Annotated in this window: 17 protein-coding genes; 7 read left to right on the top strand and 10 right to left on the bottom strand. The window is 71.2% G+C overall.

Annotated features, from left to right (window positions below; translation table 11 throughout):
- Positions 1-50 precede the first annotated feature (50 nt).
- Both HNR76_RS05040 and HNR76_RS05035 read left to right on the top strand, forming a co-directional pair.
- Positions 51-1,859: a DUF4153 domain-containing protein gene (locus HNR76_RS05040; RefSeq protein WP_162309804.1), complete on the top strand. Its 1,809-nt coding sequence runs from the start codon at positions 51-53 to the stop codon at positions 1,857-1,859.
- A gap of 9 nt (positions 1,860-1,868) precedes the next feature.
- Positions 1,869-2,414, top strand: a complete 546-nt coding sequence (locus tag HNR76_RS05035; RefSeq protein ID WP_162309803.1) for a DNA-3-methyladenine glycosylase I — start codon at positions 1,869-1,871, stop codon at positions 2,412-2,414.
- A 78-nt stretch (positions 2,415-2,492) separates the two neighbouring features.
- Here HNR76_RS05035 and HNR76_RS05030 read toward each other — a convergent pair whose 3' ends face one another.
- Together HNR76_RS05030 and HNR76_RS05025 are read right to left on the bottom strand one after the other, a co-directional pair.
- Positions 2,493-3,623, bottom strand: a complete 1,131-nt coding sequence (locus HNR76_RS05030) for a PilT/PilU family type 4a pilus ATPase (protein WP_162309802.1) — start codon at positions 3,621-3,623, stop codon at positions 2,493-2,495.
- Positions 3,624-3,673: 50 nt separating this feature from the next.
- A complete protein-coding gene (locus HNR76_RS05025) occupies positions 3,674-4,711 on the bottom strand; it encodes a type IV pilus twitching motility protein PilT (protein ID WP_162309801.1) in 1,038 nt (345 codons plus the stop codon).
- A gap of 110 nt (positions 4,712-4,821) precedes the next feature.
- Between HNR76_RS05025 and HNR76_RS05020 the strand changes: the two genes are divergently transcribed.
- From HNR76_RS05020 to HNR76_RS05010, 3 genes are read left to right on the top strand one after another with little or no spacing between them, the layout of a single operon-like run.
- On the top strand, positions 4,822-5,511 hold the full coding sequence (locus HNR76_RS05020) for a YggS family pyridoxal phosphate-dependent enzyme (RefSeq protein ID WP_162309800.1): 690 nt from the start codon (positions 4,822-4,824) through the stop codon (positions 5,509-5,511).
- 46 nt (positions 5,512-5,557) lie between these two features.
- The gene (gene proC / locus HNR76_RS05015) at positions 5,558-6,388 is read left to right on the top strand and encodes a pyrroline-5-carboxylate reductase (protein WP_162309799.1); all 831 of its coding nucleotides are present in this window, start codon (positions 5,558-5,560) and stop codon (positions 6,386-6,388) included.
- The gene (locus HNR76_RS05010) at positions 6,388-6,864 is read left to right on the top strand and encodes a DUF4426 domain-containing protein (RefSeq protein WP_162309798.1); all 477 of its coding nucleotides are present in this window, start codon (positions 6,388-6,390) and stop codon (positions 6,862-6,864) included. The genes proC and HNR76_RS05010 overlap by 1 nt, the downstream gene beginning before the upstream one ends.
- Before the next feature lie 138 nt (positions 6,865-7,002).
- Here HNR76_RS05010 and HNR76_RS05005 read toward each other — a convergent pair whose 3' ends face one another.
- From HNR76_RS05005 to HNR76_RS04970, 8 genes are all read right to left on the bottom strand, one after another.
- Complete coding sequence (locus HNR76_RS05005; protein ID WP_162309797.1) at positions 7,003-7,866, bottom strand: pirin family protein; 864 nt, start codon at positions 7,864-7,866, stop codon at positions 7,003-7,005.
- 177 nt (positions 7,867-8,043) lie between these two features.
- Positions 8,044-8,889, bottom strand: coding sequence for an ABC transporter permease subunit (locus HNR76_RS05000; protein ID WP_162309796.1), 846 nt, complete (start codon positions 8,887-8,889; stop codon positions 8,044-8,046).
- A complete protein-coding gene (locus HNR76_RS04995) occupies positions 8,886-9,797 on the bottom strand; it encodes an ABC transporter permease subunit (protein ID WP_162309795.1) in 912 nt (303 codons plus the stop codon). Before HNR76_RS04995 ends, HNR76_RS05000 begins: the two co-directional genes overlap by 4 nt.
- The gene (locus HNR76_RS04990) at positions 9,794-10,930 is read right to left on the bottom strand and encodes an ABC transporter ATP-binding protein (protein WP_162309794.1); all 1,137 of its coding nucleotides are present in this window, start codon (positions 10,928-10,930) and stop codon (positions 9,794-9,796) included. Before HNR76_RS04990 ends, HNR76_RS04995 begins: the two co-directional genes overlap by 4 nt.
- Positions 10,931-10,946: 16 nt before the next feature.
- The gene (locus HNR76_RS04985) at positions 10,947-12,065 is read right to left on the bottom strand and encodes a polyamine ABC transporter substrate-binding protein (protein ID WP_162309793.1); all 1,119 of its coding nucleotides are present in this window, start codon (positions 12,063-12,065) and stop codon (positions 10,947-10,949) included.
- 67 nt (positions 12,066-12,132) lie between these two features.
- On the bottom strand, positions 12,133-13,497 hold the full coding sequence (locus HNR76_RS04980; RefSeq protein ID WP_162309792.1) for an aspartate aminotransferase family protein: 1,365 nt from the start codon (positions 13,495-13,497) through the stop codon (positions 12,133-12,135).
- Positions 13,498-13,505: 8 nt separating this feature from the next.
- Complete coding sequence (locus HNR76_RS04975; protein ID WP_162309791.1) at positions 13,506-14,891, bottom strand: glutamine synthetase family protein; 1,386 nt, start codon at positions 14,889-14,891, stop codon at positions 13,506-13,508.
- The gene (locus tag HNR76_RS04970; RefSeq protein WP_162309790.1) at positions 14,888-15,691 is read right to left on the bottom strand and encodes a gamma-glutamyl-gamma-aminobutyrate hydrolase family protein; all 804 of its coding nucleotides are present in this window, start codon (positions 15,689-15,691) and stop codon (positions 14,888-14,890) included. The genes HNR76_RS04975 and HNR76_RS04970 overlap by 4 nt, the downstream gene beginning before the upstream one ends.
- A gap of 182 nt (positions 15,692-15,873) precedes the next feature.
- Between HNR76_RS04970 and HNR76_RS04965 the strand changes: the two genes are divergently transcribed.
- Positions 15,874-17,256 (top strand): glutamine synthetase family protein, encoded by a 1,383-nt coding sequence (locus HNR76_RS04965; protein WP_162309789.1) that lies wholly within the window; start codon positions 15,874-15,876, stop codon positions 17,254-17,256.
- A gap of 48 nt (positions 17,257-17,304) precedes the next feature.
- Positions 17,305-18,588 (top strand): NAD(P)/FAD-dependent oxidoreductase, encoded by a 1,284-nt coding sequence (locus HNR76_RS04960; RefSeq protein WP_162309788.1) that lies wholly within the window; start codon positions 17,305-17,307, stop codon positions 18,586-18,588.
- The last annotated feature ends 20 nt before the right edge of the window (positions 18,589-18,608 follow it).

Raw genomic sequence — 18,608 nt, 5'->3', positions numbered from 1 at the left:
GCCGGTGCGCGGCTTTGCCATAATCGGGCAGCCTCCAGGAACCCCCGCCCATGCACAGCGACCCGGCGCTGCCGCGCCAGACCCGCTCCTTCATCGTCCTGGCCGCGCTGCTGCAGGGCGGCCTGATGTACCTGGCGCAGAAGGGCGCCGAGCACGGCTGGTGGCCGTTCTCCGGGCTCGGCGGCCGGGTGTGCTGGTACACCCTGGTGCTGACCGTGCCGACCGCGATGGCCCTCAGCGTGCAGGACCTGCGGGACGCGCGCTTCTGGCGGCACGCCGCGGCGCTGTCCGCCCTGTTCCTGGCCCTGGCCGCCTGGGCCGGATGGAACGCGACCGGCGCGCCGGGCCTGCGCAGTTCGCAGGTGCTGGGCCCGTTCGGGGCGGCGCTGGCGATCGGCCTGTTCGTGGCCCTGCCCTGGCTCCAATGCCGGCTGGCACACGGGAACTGGCGGGCGCCCTACCCGGCGTTGTTCGAGCACGCCTGGCAGAACGCGCTGACCCTGGCCCTGGCCGCGCTGTTCACCGGCATCTGCTGGGCGGTGCTGTACCTGTGGGGCCGGCTGTTCGCGCTGGTGGACGTGCACTTCTTCCGCGACCTGTTCGGCGAGGACGCCTTCGTCCACCTGGCCACCGGCGCGATGGCCGGGCTGGGCATCCTGATCGGCCGCACCCAGCAGCGCCCGGTGCAGGTCGCGCGGCAGATCCTGTTCGCGGTGTTCAAGGGCCTGCTGCCGCTGCTGGCCTTCATCGCCGTGCTGTTCGTCGCCAGCCTGCTGTTCACCGGGCTGGAGCCGCTGTGGCGCACGCGCTCGGCCGCCACCCTGCTGGTCAACGTGGTCGTGCTGCTGGTGGTGTTCGCCAACGCCGTGTACCAGGACGGCGAAGGCGAGCGTCCCTATCCGGCCTGGCTGCGGCGGATGGTGGAGGCCGGGCTGCTGGTGCTGCCGCTGTACGCCGGCCTGGCCCTGTACGCGATGGGCCTGCGCATCGCCCAGTACGGGTGGACCGCCGACCGCTTCTGGGCGGGCCTGGTGGCGGTGGTCGCCGCGCTGTACGCGCTGGGCTACGCGTGGTCGGTGCTGCGTTCGCGCGGGGTCTGGCTGGGTCCGCTGCGCGGGGTCAACATGGTCCTGTCCTGGATGGTGATGGCCCTGGTGGTGCTGGCCAATTCGCCGGCGCTGGATGCGCAGCGGATCAGCGCCGCCAGCCAGGCGCAACGGCTGCGCGAGGCGGCGCCGGAACTGGCCCGGGAAGACCTGGCGTACCTGCGCTTCGACCTGGGACGGCGCGGCTACCGCGCGGTGCAGGCCCTGCGCACCGACCCGGCCTTCGCCGGCGATGCCGGTGCGGTGGCCGAACTGGACGCCATGCTCCGGCGCAGCCAGCGCTGGAACACCCACCGCAGCGCCGCGGAGCGCGAACGCACCCGGCTGCGCGACGCGGACCAGGCGCGCGCGCTGATCGTCCCGGCCGAAGGCGGCACCGACCCCGGCGATGCCTGGTGGCAGGCGCTGGTCGGCGGTCGCCTGGATGCGGGCGAATGCCTGCAGCCGGATGCGGAGTGCGTCGTGCTGGTCCGCGACCTGGACGACGACGGGCGCGACGAAGCGCTGCTGTGCAGCCTGGCCGGCGACCGGCACGCGCAATGCCGGCTGCATGCGCACGAGGACGGTGGCTGGGAGGATGCCGGGCGGGTCGGGTTCTGGAGCGCCGGCACGCACGGCCGGCCGGACCTGCGCCAGGCCCTGCGCACCGGGCAGCTCCAGGTGCACCACCAACGCTGGCCGGCGCTCTCGCTGGGCCAGGGCACCGCGCCGCAGCACCTGGAACCTCCACCGGCCACCGCCGACTCCCACTGAGCGTCGACCATGTCCGGCTATTGCGATTTCGCCCCCGGCCACCCGCTGCACGGCCCCTACCACGACCGCGAATACGGTTTCCCGCAGCGTGAAGAAGCGGTGCTGTTCGAGCGCCTGCTGCTGGAGATCAACCAGGCGGGGCTGAGCTGGGAGACGATGCTGCGCAAGCGCGAAGGCTTCCGCCGCGCCTACGACGGCTTCGACGTGGCCCGGGTGGCCGCCTACGGCGACGCCGACCGCGCGCGCCTGCTCGCCGACCCGGGCATCGTCCGCAACCGGCTGAAGGTGGACGCGGCGATCCACAACGCCGGGGCGATCATGCGCCTGCGCGACAGCCACGGCGGCTTCGCCCGGTGGCTCGATGCCCACCATCCTCTGGACAAGGCCGGCTGGGTGAAACTGTTCAAGCGCACCTTCCGCTTCACCGGCGGCGAGATCACCGGCGAATTCCTGATGAGCCTGGGCTACCTGCCGGGCGCGCACCGCCCCGGCTGCCCGGTGCATGCGCGCATCGCCGCGCAGGCGCCGCCGTGGATGGCGGCGGCGAAAGCCTGACCGCCCGCGCACGACCCCCCCACGCGACACCGTTTACCCAGCCTTGCCGCCGCCGGCGGCGCGGAGCGCCGCGCCCGGTCAGCGCGTCTCGGAGATCTCCACCCCGTCCAGGCCCTGGGCCAGGGTGCGGGCGTCGCCGCCCTGGGAGAGCTTGATCCGCAGGCGCACCTCGTTCTGCGAGTCGGCGTAGCGCAGCGCATCCTCGTAGGAGATCTCGCCGGCCTGGTACAGCTCGAACAGGCTCTGGTCGAAGGTCTTCATGCCCAGGTTGGTGGATTCCTTCATCACTTCCTTGAGCTTGTGGATCTCGCCGTCGCGGATGTAGTCCTGGATCAGCGGCGTGCCCAGCAGGATCTCCATCGCCACCCGGCGGCCCTTGCCGTCCGGGGTCGGCACCAGTTGCTGGGCGACCACGCCCTTGAGGTTCAGCGACAGGTCCATCAGCAACTGGCCGCGCCGGTCCTCGGGGAAGAAGTTGATGATGCGGTCCATCGCCTGGTTGGCGTTGTTGGCGTGCAGGGTGCACAGCACCAGGTGGCCGGTCTCGGCGAAGGCGATGGCGTGATCCATGCCTTCGCGGGTGCGCACCTCGCCGATCATGATCACGTCCGGCGCCTGGCGCAGGGTGTTCTTGAGCGCGTTGTCCCAACTGTCGGTGTCGATGCCGACCTCGCGCTGGGTGATGATGCAGCCCTCGTGCTTGTGCACGAACTCGATCGGGTCCTCGATGGTGATGATGTGCCCGGTGGAGTTCTGGTTGCGGTAGCCGATCATCGCCGCCAGCGAGGTGGATTTGCCCGTGCCCGTGGCGCCGACGAAGATGATGATGCCGCGCTTGGTCATCGCCAGGGTCTTGATCACCGGCGGCAGGTTCAGCTCCTCCACCGTGGGGATCTTGGTCTCGATCCGGCGCAGGACCATGCCCACCTGGTTGCGCTGGTAGAAGCACGACACGCGGAAGCGGCCGACGCCGGCCACGCCGATGGCGAAGTTGCACTCGTGGGTCTTCTCGAACTCCTCGCGCTGCGACGGGGTCATCACGTTCAGCACCAGGTCGCGGCTCTGCTGCGGGGTGAGCGCGGTCTGGGTGATGGGGCTGATCTTGCCGTGCACCTTCATCGCCGGCGGCATGCCGGCGGTGATGAACAGGTCCGACGCCCGCTGGTGCGCCATCAGCTTGAGGAACGAGGTGAAGTCGATGGTGCTCATGGCGATGCTCCGGAGTGCGGGGGATTCGGGCCGGGACTATGCCGGCTCCGTCACTCGAAAAGGCGCTTGTCCTTGGCGTATTCCCGGGCCTGCTGGCGGGTGACCAGGCCGCGCTTGACCAGGTCCTGCAGGTGCTGGTCCAGGGTCATCATGCCGTGCTGCTGGCCGGTCTGGATGGCCGAGTACATCTGCGCGACCTTGTCCTCGCGGATCAGGTTGCGGATGGCCGGGGTGCCCACCATGATCTCCCAGGCTGCGGTGCGCCCGCCGCCGACCTTCTTCAGCAGCGCCTGGCTGATCACCGCGCGCAGCGACTCGGACAACATCGAGCGCACCATCGGCTTCTCGCCGGCCGGGAACACGTCGATGATGCGGTCGATGGTCTTGGCCGCCGAGGAGGTGTGCAGGGTGCCGAACACCAGGTGTCCGGTCTCGGCGGCGGTCAGCGCCAGGCGGATGGTTTCCAGGTCGCGCATTTCGCCGACCAGCACGTAGTCGGGGTCCTCGCGCAGCGCCGAGCGCAGCGCCTCGCTGAAGCCGTGGGTGTCGCGGTGCACCTCGCGCTGGTTGATCAGGCACTTCTGCGAGGTGTGCACGAACTCGATCGGGTCCTCGACGGTGAGGATGTGCCCGTACTCGTTCTTGTTGATGAAGTCGATCATCGCCGCCAGCGTGGTCGACTTGCCCGAGCCGGTCGGGCCGGTGACCAGGATCAGGCCCTGCGGCTGCTGGATCAGCTCGCGGAAGATCGGCGGGCAGCCCAGGTCCTCCAGGCTCAGCACCTCGGAGGGAATGGTGCGGAACACCGCGCCGGCGCCGCGGTTCTGGTTGAACGCGTTGACGCGGAAGCGGGCCAGCGAGGGGATCTCGAAGGAGAAGTCGACCTCGAGGAATTCCTCGTAGTCGCGCCGCTGCTTGTCCGACATGATGTCGTACACCAGCGCGTGGACCTGCTTGTGGTCCAGCGCCGGGATGTTGATCCGGCGCACGTCGCCGTCCACGCGGATCATCGGCGGCAGGCCGGCGGAAAGGTGCAGGTCGGAGGCCTTGTTCTTGACCGAGAACGCCAGCAGTTCGGCGATATCCATCGTTTCCATCCCCTGGTGGTCGCGCCGTCGTGCGCGCACTGGTGCGATACATCCCCTCGCGGCAGTATAGCGCCACGGCCGCCGCCGCCAATCCCGAAACCCGCCGCCCCGTGCCCCCACCCGCCACGCCCGCCGAACGCCTGCACCAGGTGCTGCATCGCATCCACGAGGCCGCCGCCGCCGCCGGGCGGCCGGCACCGGCCCTGCTGGCCGTCTCCAAGGTGCAGCCGCCCGAGGCGGTGGCCGTCCTGGCCGGCGCCGGGCAGCGCGCCTTCGGCGAGAACTACGTGCAGGAAGCGGCGGCCAAGCGCGGCGCCCTGGACGCGGGCCTGGACTGGCACCTGATCGGCCACCTGCAATCGAACAAGGCCGCCCTGGCCGCGCAGGTCTTCGACTGGGTGCAGAGCGTGGACCGGCCCAGCGTGGCCGCGGCCCTGGCCCGGCACCGGCACCCGGCGCGCGCGCCGCTGAACGTGCTGCTGCAGGTCAACGTGGAGGGCGAAGCCGGCAAGGCCGGCTGCCACCCGGAGGAACTGCCGGCACTGGCGCGCAAGGTCGCGGCCGAGCCGCGGCTGGCCCTGCGCGGGCTGATGTCGATCCCGGTGCCGCATGCCGAGGCCGAGGCCAGGCGCCCGGCGTTCCGGCGGATGCGGGCGCTGTTCGACGCACTGGCGGCCGAACACCCGGGCATGGACACCCTGTCGATGGGCATGAGCGATGACTTCGCCGTGGCCATCGCCGAGGGCGCCACGATGGTGCGCATCGGCACCGCGCTGTTCGGCCCGCGCCCGCCGCGCTGAGCGGCGCGCGTACACTGGCGCGGTATCCGCCAGGAGCCCCGCCCCCATGACCCACTCTCCTTCCGCGCCCGGCCGCATCGCCTTCCTCGGCGGCGGCAACATGGCCCGCAGCCTGATCGGCGGCCTGGCCGCGCGCGGCACGGACACCACCGCGATCCACGTGGCCGAGCCGGTGGAACCACTGCGCCAGGCCCTGGCCGCCGACTTCGGCGTGCAGGCCTTCGCCGACGCCGCCGACGCGGTGCGGGGCGCCGACCTGTGGGTGCTCTCGGTCAAGCCGCAGGTGATGGGCCAGGTGTGCGAATCGGTGGCCGCGCAGGCGCAGGCCACGCGGCCGCTGGTGGTGTCCATCGCCGCCGGCATCCCGGTGGCGCGCCTGCAGCAATGGCTGGGCGGCGGCCTGCCGGTGGTGCGCTGCATGCCCAACACCCCCGCACTGCTCGGCGCCGGCGTCACCGGCCTGTTCGCCGGCGCGGGCGTGGATGCCGACCGGCGCGCGCGCGCCGATGCGGTGCTGGCCAGCGCCGGCGCGACGGTGTGGATCGAGCACGAGCCGCTGATGGACGCGGTGACCGCGGTCTCCGGCAGCGGCCCGGCCTACGTGTTCCTGCTGGCCGAGGCCATGCAGGCGGCGGCCGAGGCCGAAGGCCTGCCCGCGGCGCAGGCCCGCACCCTGGTGGTGCAGACGCTCCTGGGCGCCGGCCGCATGCTGGCCGAGAGCGGCGAGCCGGCGGCCGAGCTGCGCCGCCGGGTGACCTCGCCCGGCGGCACCACCCAGGCCGCGATCGAGGCTTTCCAGGCCGGCGGTTTCGAAGCGCTGGTGGCGACGGCCGTGCATGCCGCGCGCGTCCGCGGCGCCGAGCTGGCGGCCGGATGATGGCCGTGCGCTCCCCGCGCCTCGCCGCCGCTACCCTGCTGGCCGCCGCGCTGCTGGCCGGCTGCGTGGGCGGCGACGCGCCGCAACCGGCGCAGTTCGTCGCCCCCGCGCCGGCCGTGGCCGACCTCGACGGCGCGCTGCGCGCGCATTACAACCTGCTGCCCACGCTGTCCCTGGGCGAGGCCGTCGCGCGCCAGTACGGCATCGCCCGCGCACCGGGCAGCGCGCTGCTGGTGGTGGCGCTGCGCCGCGTCGATGGCGAAGGCGTGGAGCACCCGGCCGACGGCCGGCTCCAGGCCCAGGCGCGCGACCTCAGCGGCCGCCGCGCACCCATCGCCCTGCGCCCGGTGTCCACCGGCGACTACGTCGACCACATCGGCGTGCTGCCCGTCTCGCCCCGCGACGTCGTGCGCATCGACGTCCAGGTGGACGCGGACGGCCGCCGCCAGTCCTTCGATTTCCAGCGCCACTTCTGATCGCACCTCACGCGGCCCCGTGCGCGCGGGCCGTCTTCTGGTGGCCCGGGTGAAGAGGCATCGGCGACGGCGGCACGATGAACGGCAGGCATGGCCCGCAGGGAAGCTCCTACGGGCGACGCCTGCGTGGGCCCTCGCTCAGAAGCGGCCTTCCTGGTAGTCCACGAACGCCTGCATCAGTTCCTGGCGGGTATTCATCACGAACGGACCATGCCGCGCCACCGGCTCGCGCAGCGGCGCGCCGGCGACCAGGATCAGGCGCGCGCCGGCATCCCCGGCACGCAGCGACAGCACCGCGCCACCGCCCAGCACCCCCATCTGGTGGGTGTCCAGCGCGCGCGCATCCTCGCCCTCGCCCACCGTCGCCGCGCCCTCGAACACGTAGGCGAAGGCGTTGTGGCCCTCGGGCAGCGCATGCTCCCAGGCCGCGCCCGGCTGCAGCGCGATGTCCAGGTACAGCGGGTCGGTGGCCGGCTGGGTGATCGGCCCGGCCGTCTCGCCGACACGGCCGGCGATGACCTTCACTTCCACGCCCGCGGCCGGCAGCACCGCCGGGATGCGCTCCGGAGCGAATTCCTGGTAGCGCGGCTCGGTCATCTTCTCGCGCGCCGGCAGGTTCACCCAAAGCTGGAAGCCGCGCATGCGCCCGGATTCCTGCTCGGGCATCTCCGAATGGACCAGGCCGCGGCCGGCGGTCATCCATTGCACGCTGCCCGGCGTGAGCAGGCCCTCGTTGCCGTGGTTGTCCTTGTGGCGCATGCGCCCGTCGAGCATGTAGGTCACCGTCTCGAAGCCGCGGTGCGGATGGCTCGGGAAGCCGGCGAGGTAGTCCTCGGCCTGGTCGGTGCCGAACTCGTCCAGCAGCAGGAACGGGTCCAGGTCGGGCAGTTCGGGACCGCCGATCACCCGGGTCAGCTTCACCCCTGCGCCATCGGAAGCGGCGCGGCCGCGCACGGTGCGGATGACGCGGGCGGGTGCATGGCGTGGATCGATGGCGTTCATGGGACGCTCCTGGGTGGCTTCGCCCGAAGATGGTGCCGATGGCGGCGAGCATAACCTTCCCGGTTTCACCGGACTGTTGCGGTGGCGGAACGGTGCCGGGAACAGGCTTGGTGGCCGCGTTGGCCTCAAGGAGCGCCTGGAACAAAAAGCATCGGCTTCGGAAGGGGCCGCGCGGCCTCAGCCGTTCTCCTGCAGGGCCAACTGCATGTCATGCCGGCGGCGCTTGTCCTTGCGGTACATCAGCCACCAGCCCACCACCGCGGCCAGCGACACGGCCATGATCAACAACGCGGCCAGCGCGTTGATCTTCGGGCTCACGCCCAGGCGCACCGAGGAGAAGATCTTGATCGGCAGCGTGGTCGAGTCCGGCCCGGCCACGAAGCTGGCGATCACCACGTCGTCCAGCGACAGCGTGAACGCCAGCAGCCAGCCGCTCAGCAGGGCCGGCGCGATGATCGGCAAGGTGATCAGGAAGAACACCTTCAGCCGGTTCGCGCCCAGGTCCATCGCCGCCTCTTCCAGCGAGCGGTCCATCTCCTGCAGGCGCGAGGACACCACCACGGTGACGAAGGACACGGTCAAGGTCACGTGCGCGATCCAGATGGCCACCATGCCCTTGGACGGGATGCCCAGCACCGCGCCGGCCGACACCAGCATCAGCAGGATCGACAGGCCGATGATCACCTCCGGCATCACCAGCGGCGCGGTCACCAGCGCCCCGAACACGGTCTTGCCCGGGAAGCGCCGGAAGCGGGTCATCACCATCGCCCCCAGGGTGCCCACCACCGTGGCCGCGCTGGCCGTCCAGAACGCAATGCGCAGGCTCACCCAGGCCGCGTCCAGCATCTGCCGGTCGCGCAGCAGCTCGCCGTACCACTTGGTCGAGAAGCCCGCCCACACCGTGGCCAGCCGCGAGGAATTGAACGAGTACACCACCAGCAGCACGATCGGCAGGTACAGGAAGGCGAAGCCCAGCGCCAGCACCGCCCAGCGCAGCGCCCGCTGGCCGAAGGTCGGGTTCATGTCAGCCGGCCCTCCATCTCCTTCTGCTGGTAGCGGTTGAACACCAGTATCGGCACCAGCAGCAGCAACAGCATCACGATGGCCACCGCCGAGGCCGCCGGCCAGTCGCGGTTGTTGAAGAACTCGCCCCACAGCACCCGGCCGATCATCAGCGTGTCCGGCCCGCCCAGCATCTCCGGGATCACGAACTCGCCCACCGCCGGGATCATCACCAGCATGCAGCCGGCCACGATCCCCGAGCGCGACAGCGGCAGGGTGATGCGCACGAACGCCTGCCACGGCTTGGCGCCCAGGTCGTAGGCGGCCTCCAGCAGGCGGCCATCCAGCTTCGCCAGGGTGGCGTACAGCGGCAGGATCATGAACGGCAGGTAGCAGTAGACGATGCCGATGTAGGCCGCGGTCGGCGTGTACAGGATGCGCAGCGGCGCATCGACCAGCCCGGTCCACAGCAGGAACCGGTTGAGGATGCCGTTGGCGTCGAGGATGCCGATCCAGGCGTAGACCCGGATCAGGAACGAGGTCCACGACGGCAGCACCACCGCCATCAGCGCGATGTTGCGCACCGACGGCTTCATCCGCGCGATGGCGTAGGCCATCGGGTAGCCGATCAGCAGGCACAGCACCGTGGACACGGCGGCGATCTGGATCGAGCTGAGGTAGGCCAGCACGTACTGCGAATCGGTGAACAGGGCCGCGTAGTTGCCCAGGTTCAGGCGCAGTGTCAGCGCGTTGTCGATGTATTCCAGGATCGGCGCGTACGGCGGCATGGCGATGGCCGGCCGCGAGAACGAGATCTTCAGCACGATCAGGAACGGGACCGCGAAGAACAGCGCCAGCCACAGGAACGGCACCCCGATCACCGCCCAGCGGCCGGAAGGCAGCAGCCGCCTCAGGCCGCGCGCGCTCATGCGGTCAGCACCACGCCGTCGTCCTCGCCCCACGACACCCAGACTGGGTCGTTCCAGGTGATGCCGTCACTGTCCCAGCGCTTCATGTTGGCGAAGTTGGCCAGGATCTTGGCGCCGCTGGGCAGGCGCACGTGGAACACGGAATGGCTGCCGAAATAGGCGATGTCCTCGACCGTGCCGCGGGCCTTGTTGCTGTCGCCCGGCGGCTCGTCCTTGCCGATGTGCACCTTCTCCGGGCGCAGCGCGAAGGCCACCGGCTGCCCCTCGTAGCCGGTGATGCCGTGGCCGATGTAGATGGGCGCGGGAAAGTCGCCGGTGCGCAGGACGACGTACTCGGGCCGGTCCTCCTCGATCGCGCCCTCGATCAGGTTGACCGAGCCGATGAAGCCGGCGACGAAGCGGCTGGCCGGCTGCTCGTAGATGTCGTCGGGCCTGCCCACCTGCTGGATCCAGCCCTGGTCCATCACCGCGATGCGGGTGGCCATGGTCATGGCCTCCTCCTGATCGTGGGTGACCATCACGCAGGTGACGCCGGACTGCTCGATGATGTTGACCAGCTCCAACTGCATGCGCGAGCGCAGCTTCTTGTCCAGCGCGCCCATCGGCTCGTCCAGCAGCAGCAGCTTGGGCCCCTTGGCCAGCGAGCGAGCCAGGGCCACGCGCTGCTGCTGGCCGCCGGAGAGCTGGTGCGGCTTGCGCCTGGCCAGCTTGCCCAGTTGCACCAGTTCGAGCATCTCGCCCACCCGCCTGCCGATGGCATCCTTGGCCAGGCCGTCCTGCTTGAGGCCGAAGGCGATGTTCTGCTCCACGCTCATGTGCGGGAACAGGGCGTAGGACTGGAACATCATGTTGATCGGGCGCTCGTAGGGCGGCCGCTCGTTCATGACCTCGCCGTCGAGCACGATCCTTCCCCTGGTCGGCCGCTCGAAGCCGGCCAGGCAGCGCAGCAGGGTGGACTTGCCGCTGCCCGAGCCGCCCAGCAGGGCGAAGATCTCGCCCTTGCGGATGTCCAGGCTGACGTCGTCCACGGCGACGAAGCCGTCGAACTCCTTGCGCACCCCCTCGATGCGCAGGTAGTGCGCCGGGTCCGCGGCGGCGGAGGGTGCGTGCGTGCGTGCGCTGCTCGCCGTCATGGACGCTCCCGCGGCCTCAGCGGCCGGTCTTGATCTCGGTCCACAGGCGCGTGTAGAGCTTGTCGGTCTCCGGCGCGTTGGTGGCGTAGGTGAACATCTTCGCGGCCACCTCCCGCGGCGGGTAGATCGTCGGGTCGTCGCGGATGTCCTCGTCCACCAGCGGCGTGGCCGCCCCCACCGGGTTGGCGTACTGGATGTAGTTGGTGTTGGCGGCCGCCACCCGCGGCTGCAGCAGGTAGTCGATGAAGGCGTGGGCGTTGTCCGGGTGCCGGGCATCGGCCGGGATGGCCAGCATGTCGAACCACTGCGGCGCGCCTTCCTTCGGGATCGAATAGGCCACGTTCACGCCGTTGCCGGCCTCCTGCGCGCGGTCGCGGGCCTGGATGATGTCGCCCGACCAGCCCACCACCAGGCAGGTGCTGCCGTTGGCCAGCGAGCTGACGTACTGGCTGGAGTGGAAGTTCTGCACGTAGGGGCGGATCGACTTGATCAGCTCGGCGGCCTTCTGGATCGTGGCCGGGTCGGCGCTGTGCGGGTCCTCGCCCAGGTAGTGCAGGGCGATGGGGATCATGTCCGAGGGCGTATCGAGCAGGGTCACCCCGCAGTCCTTGAGCTTGCCGATGTTCTCCGGCTTGAACACCAGGTCCCAGCTTCCGGCGATGTCGTCGCTGCCGAACGCGGCCACCACCTTGTCCACGTTGTAGCCGATGCCGGTGGTGCCCATCATGTACGGCACGCCGTACTCGTTGCCCGGGTCCTGGGCGGCGATGCGCTCCATCACCTCCGGGTCCAGGTTGGCCAGGTTGGGGAGCTTGCTCTTGTCCAGCTTGCGGAACACGCCGGCCTGGATCTGGCGGCCGAAGAAGTTCAGGGTCGGCACCACGATGTCGTAGCCGCTGGAGCCGGCCAGCAGCTTGGTCTCCACGATCTCGTCGCTGTCGTAGACGTCGTAGGTGACGCGGATGCCGGTCCGCTTCTCGAAGTCGGGGATGGTGTCCTCGGCGATGTAGTCCGAGTAGTTGTAGACGTTGAGTACCTTTTCCTCGGCGCCGCCCGCGCCGGAACCGGCGTCCTTGCCGCCGCAGGCGGCCAGCAGCAGGGCGGCGATGCTCAGGGTCAGCGGGCGCAGCTTCATCGGGGTGTCCTCGGTCGGGGGAGTCCCGCGCAGGGTAGCGCCAGGCAAGGCGGTTTGCCCACCGGGTTCACCGGCCCAGCCGGGCGGCGGTCTGGTCCAGCGACTTCCAGGTCTTGTCGAACAGTTCGTCCACCTGCTCCCGGGCGATCACCAGCGGCGGCGACAGCAGCATCGAATCGTGGGTGGCGCGCAGGATCAGGCCGTTGCGCAGGGCGTTGTCCCGGCATAGCACGCCGGCCTGGCCGCGCTCGTGAAAGAATGCGCGCCGGCCCTTGTCCGGGACCAGCTCCAGCGCACCCATCAGGCCGACGATGCGCGCCTGGCCGACCAGCCGGTGCTCGCCCAGCTCGGCCCAGCGCCGGGCCAGGTACGGCGCGACCTGTTCGCGCGCGCGCTCGACGATGCGCTCGTCCTGCATGATCCGCAGGTTCTCCAGCGCCACCGCCGCGCACACCGGGTGGCCGGAATAGGTGGCCCCGTGCGCCAGCTCGCCGCCGCTGTCCTTGAGCACGCCGGCCACGCGGTCGTTGAACATCGCCGCGCCCAGCGGGATGTAGCCGGAGGTGATGCCCTTGGCCAGGGTCATCACGTCCGGCTGGAAGCCGAAGTGCTGGGAGCCGAACCACCGCCCGGTGCGGCCGAAGCCGCAGATCACCTCGTCGGCCACCAGCAGCACGTCGTACCTGCGGCAGATCCGCTCGACCTCCGGCCAGTAGGTGCGCGGCGGGATATGGACGCCGATGGCGCCCATCACCGGCTCGCCGATGAACGCGGCCACCCGCTCCGGGCCCAGCTCCAGGATCTTCTGCTCCAGCCGGCGCGCGGCGAGCAGGCCGTATTCGTCCTCGGGCAGCTCGCCGCCGTCGGCGAACCAGAACGGCGGGGCGATGTGGTGGATGTCGGGAATGGGCAATCCACCCTGCCCGTGCATGGCGGCCATCCCGCCCAGGCTGGCGCCGGCCACGGTGGTCCCGTGGTAGCCGTTGCGGCGGCCGATGAAGATGTTCTTGCGCGGCTGGTCCTGCACCGCCCAGAAGTGCCGCACCAGGCGCAGGATGGTGTCGTTGGCCTCCGAGCCGGAGTTGACGAAGAAGGCGTGGTTGATGTCGCCCGGCGCCAGCTCGGCCAGCTTCGCCGCCAGGCGGATGGTCGGCTCGGTGGTGCACTGGAAGAAGCTGTTGTAGTAGGCCAGTCGCGTCATCTGCCGGGCCGCGGCCCGGCCCAGCTCGGCGCGGCCGTAGCCGATGTTCACGCACCACAGCCCGGCGAAGGCGTCCAGCAGCTCGTTGCCGTCCGCGTCCCACACGTAGCAGCCCTGCCCGCGGACCAGCACCCGGGTGCCCTGCCGGGCCAGCGCCGCGTTGTCGTTGAACGGATGCAGGTGGTGGGCGGCGTCCAGGCGCTGCAGTTCGCGGATGTCCGGCGCGTCCATGGCGGACCTCACACGTTCAGCAGCAGGAACTCGCGTTCCCACGAGCTGATCACGCGGAAGAAGGTCTCGTACTCCTTGCGCTTGACCGCCACGTACGCGCGCACGAAGCGCGGGCCGAGCATCTCCTGCAGCGCGGCGCAGGCCTCCAGCCGGTCCAGCGCCTCGCCCAGCGAGCGGGCCAGGGTGAAGCCCCGCTCCTGGGCGCTGCCGGCCAGCGGCGCGGTGGGCCCGAGCTTGCCACGGATGCCCAGCAGGCCGCACGCCAGGGTCGCGGCCAGGGCCAGGTAGGGGTTGGCGTCGGAGCCGGCGAAGCGGCTCTCCACGCGCATGTTCTCCGGGGTGTCCATCGGCACGCGCAGGCCGCAGGTGCGGTTGTCGTAGCCCCACTCCACGTTGATCGGCGAGGCCTCGCCGAACATCAGCCTCCGGTAGGAATTGACGTTGGGCGCGAAGAAGGCCATCGCCATCGGCACGTACTCCTGCAGCCCGCCCAGGTAGTGGGCGAACGCCTCGCTGTGGCGCGCCTTGCCGCGCCCGGTGAACACGTTTCGGCCCTTGCCGTCGACCAGGCTCTGGTGGATGTGCATGGCGCTGCCCGGCTCGGTCTCCATCGGCTTGGCCAGGAAGGTGGCGTACACGCCGTGGCGCAGCGCGGCCTCGCGCATGGTGCGCTTGAACAGGAACACCTGGTCGGCCAGCGACAGCGCCCCGGCATGGGTGAAGTTGACCTCCAACTGCGCGGCGCCGGACTCGTGGATCAGGGTGTCCACGTCCAGTTTCATCGCCTCGCAGTAGTCGTACATCAGGTCCAGGATCGGGTCGAACTCGTTGACCGCGTCGATCGAGTACGACTGCCGCGCCGTCTCCGGGCGCCCGTTGCGGCCGGCCGGCGGCAGCAGCGGGAAATCCGGGTCGGTGTTCTTCTGCACCAGGAAGAACTCCAGTTCCGGCGCCACCACCGGCCGCAGCCCCTCCTTTTCGTACTCGGCCAGCACCCGGCGCAGCACGTTGCGCGGCGCCAGCTCGTGCGGCTGGCCGTCCTTGGTGTAGCAGTCGTGGATGATCTGCGCGGTCGGGTCGGTGGCCCAGGGCACCATGCGCACGGTGTCCGGGTCCGGGCGCAGGATCATGTCCGAGTCCGAGGGCGAGACCAGCTCGTAGTAGTCGTCCGGGTATTCGCCGGTGACGGTGGTGGCGAAGATGCCCTCGGGCAGCCGGGTGCCGTAGTCGTGGCTGAACTTGTCGGCGGGGATGATCTTGCCGCGCGCGTTGCCGGTGATGTCGGGCACCAGGCACTCGACCTCGGTGATGCGCCGCTCCTTGAGCCAGCGCCGCAGCGAGCTTTCCTGCTGTTGCGGGCTGGCGGGCCTGCCGCGTGCGGGGCGGGTGCTCATGAGGATGTCCCATCGGTCGGGGCGGCCGTGGCCGGCGTCGCATCGTCCGTGCGCCGCCGCGCCGCATGGTCGCGGCAGGCCTGGCCGAACGCACGGAAGATGCCCAGGTAGAACGGATCGCGCGTCACCTGCCATTCCGGATGCCACTGCACCCCCAGCAGGAAGCCGCCGCCGTCGCTGCGGAAGGCCTCGACGAGGCCGTCCTCCGCGGTGGCCTCCACCACCAGCCCGGCGGCCAGCCGGTCCACGCCCTGGCCGTGCAGCGAGTTCACCCGTGCATGCGGCGCACCGGCGATGGCCGCCAGCAGCCCGCCCTCGCACAGGCGCACCTCGTGCGCGGGCGCGTACTGGGCTTCCAGCGGGTCGTCGGGGTCCTCGCGGTGGTCGGACAGGCCCCGCACCTCGTGCAGCCGGCGGTGCAGGCTGCCGCCCAGGGCCACGTTCACTTCCTGGGCGCCGCGGCAGATCGCCAGCACCGGCAGCCCCATCGCCAGCGCAAGCGGGACCAGGGCCAGGGTGGTGGCGTCGCGTGCCGGGTCGCTCACGTCGTCCGCGTCGGTGGGCGTGTCGCTGTAGTGGTAAGGCTCGATGTTGCTGACCGAGCCGGTCAGCAGCAGGCCGTCCAGCCGCGCCAGCCATTGCCCGGGCGGCACCGGCGGCTGCAGCGCCGGCAACAGTACCGGCGTGGCATCGGCCCCTTCGACCACCGCGCGGACGTACTTCTCGCCGACCGCGAGGAAGGGATGCGGGCCGATCGGTTTATGGTCGGTGGGCAGGCCGACCAGGGGCGGCAGGGCCATGCGAGCGATGTCCGATGGCTTTCCCGCAACTTACCCCGCGCGTTTTGGTTTTACAACGACGCGCACGGCCGCAAGCGGGCGGTTTTCCCCGCGGAACGCGCGTATCCGCCGCCGGGACGTTGAGTATTCTTGACGCGCACCCCCGCCTGCTAAGCTGCCATCGCCCCTCGCCGAGGCCGTCGATGAACCGCGAAACCGCACCGTCCGCGCTGCCGCCCGAGGACCTGCAGACCCTGCTCGCCCTGCCCGGCGGCGCCGCGCACGTGGACCTGCTGCTGCCGGACTGCAACGGCGTGCTGCGCGGCAAGCGCGTGGCCGCCGAGGCGCTGGAGAAGGTCTACGCCGACGGCGTGTGCCTGCCGATGTCGCTGGTGGCCGCCGACATCACCGGCAATACCGTGGAGGAAACCGGGCTGGGCTATGACATCGGCGATGAGGACCGCACCTGCCGGCCGATCCCCGGCACGCTGCGCCCGGTGCCCTGGTCGCCGCGGCCGGCGCTGCAGTTGCTGCTGCAGATGGAGGACGGCAGCGGCGGCGGGTTCCAGGCGCAGCCGCGCTGGGTGCTGGAACGCGTGCTCGGACGCTGCCGCGCGCTCGGCCTGACCCCGGTGGTGGCGGTGGAACTGGAGTTCTACCTGTTCGACCGCCTGCCCGGCACCGACGGCCGCCCGCGGCCCACGCTCAACCCCGGCGACGGCCGGCGCAACGCCAGCACCCAGGTCTATTCCATCGACGACCTGGACGAGCATGCCGGCTTCATCGACGCGGTGGCCGACGCCTGCCGCGCCCAGCGCATCCCGGCCGACACCGCGGTGGCCGAGTACGCGCCCGGCCAGTTCGAGATCAACCTGGGCCACCGCGCCGACGCGCTGGCCGCCTGCGACGACGCGGTGCTGCTCAAGCGCGCGATCAAGTCCATCGCCCAGCGGCAAGGCGCGCTGGCCAGCTTCATGGCCAAGCCGCTGGCCGGCCAGGCCGGCAGCGGCCTGCACCTGCACGTGAGCCTGCTCGACGACCAGGGCCTCAACGCCTTCGCCGGCGATGCCGCCGCGCCGGCCGGCATGCTGCGCCACGCCGTCGCCGGGCTGCAGGCCAGCGCGCGCGACAACCTGCTGCTGTTCGCCCCGCACGCCAACAGCTACCGGCGCTTCGTCGCCCACGCCTTCGTACCCCTCAACCTGGCCTGGGGCTTCAACAACCGCACCGTGGCCCTGCGCATCCCGCACAGCGACGCGGCCAACACCCGCATCGAGCACCGCATCGCCGGCGCCGACGCCAATCCCTACCTGGTGGCCGCGGCGGTGCTGGCCGGCATGCTGCACGGCATCGAGCGGCGCATGGAGCCGGGGCCGCCGGCGACGGGCAACGCCTATGCGCAATACCCGGCGCAGGAACCGTACTGGCGCCAGGCCATCGGCGACTTCCTCGGCAGCGACTTCGCCGCGCATTGGTACGGCGAGGCCTTCCGCCACATCTACGGCCAGCAGAAACGCAAGGAGATGCGCGACTTCGAGGCCGCCGTCACCGATCTTGACCATGCCTGGTACCTGCGCACCGTGTGACCGGCGCGGTACGCGCGGCGGCGGCGGCCGCGGCCGGCTGGCGGCCGCATGACCGCACCCGCCGCCGATCCGCCCAGTTGGTACGCCGCCAGCGCCGCGCCGCTGGCCGAGCAGCCGGCGCTGTGCGGGCGCATCGAGGCCGACGTGTGCATCCTGGGCGCCGGCTACACCGGCCTGTCGGCGGCGCTGGAACTGGCCCAGGCCGGCTACCGGGTGGCGGTGCTGGAGGCGCGGCGCGTCGGCTGGGGCGCCTCCGGGCGCAACGGCGGCCAGGCCATCGCCGGCTACGGCTGCGGCCAGGCCACCCTGGAGAACATGCTCGGCCGCGGCGCGGCGCGGGCGCTGTTCGACCTCTCGCGCGAGGGCATGGACCTGCTGCGCGCGCGCATCGCCCGCCACCGCATCGCCTGCGACTGGCGCGACGGCCATGCCCACGTGCCGGTGCGGCCGCGCCAGGCGCGCGCCCTGCGCCGGGACATCGTCGAGATGGCGCAGCGCTACGACTACCCGCTGCAGTGGTGGGACCGCCCGCGCCTGCGCGCCGAGCTGGACAGCGAGCGCTACCTGGGCGCGGTGTACGACCCCGCCAGCGGCCACCTGCATCCGCTGGAGTACGCCCGGGGCCTGGCCCGCGCCGCGCTGGCCGCCGGGGTGCGCATCTTCGAGCATTCGCCGGTACGGGAACTGGTCCGCGAACCCCGGCCGCGCCTGCGCACCGACGGCGGCGAGGTCGCGGCCGATTTCGCGGTGATCGCCGGCAACGCCTGGCTTCGCGGAATCGCCCCGGAGCTGGAATCGCGGATCATGCCGGTGGGCACCTACATCGCCGCCACCGCGCCGCTGGGCCAGGCGCGCGCGAGGGCGCTGATCCGCAACGACATGGCCGTGGCCGACGTGAACTGGGCACTGGACTACTTCCGCCTCAGCCGCGACCACCGCCTGCTGTTCGGCGGCCGCGCCAGCTATTCCAGCCTGCCGCCGCCGAACCTGCGCGGGGTCATGCGCCGGCGCATCCGCGCGGTGTTCCCGCAACTGGCGCAGGTGCCGATCGACTACCTGTGGGGCGGCTACGTGGACATCTCGCTCAACCGCGCGCCGCACTGGGGCCGGCTGACGCCCAAGGTGTACTTCGCCCAGGGCTTCTCCGGGCACGGGGTGGCCAGCACCGGCCTGGCCGGCCGGCTGATCGCCGAGGCCATCCGCGGCCAGTCGCAGCGGCTGGACCTGTTCGCCAAGATCCCGCACGCGCCCTTTCCCGGCGGCCGGATCATGCGCACGCCGCTGCTGGTCCTGGCGATGGCCTGGTACAAGCTGCGCGACGCCCTGTGGTAGGCGGCGGCCGGCTCCGCGCC

Origin of the sequence: Pseudoxanthomonas broegbernensis (assembly GCF_014202435.1) — a bacterium.
In the GTDB taxonomy this organism is placed as follows: domain Bacteria; phylum Pseudomonadota; class Gammaproteobacteria; order Xanthomonadales; family Xanthomonadaceae; genus Pseudoxanthomonas; species Pseudoxanthomonas broegbernensis.
The sequence above is the reverse complement of the archived record's forward strand: the minus strand, read 5'-3'. Positions and strand labels throughout refer to the sequence as shown.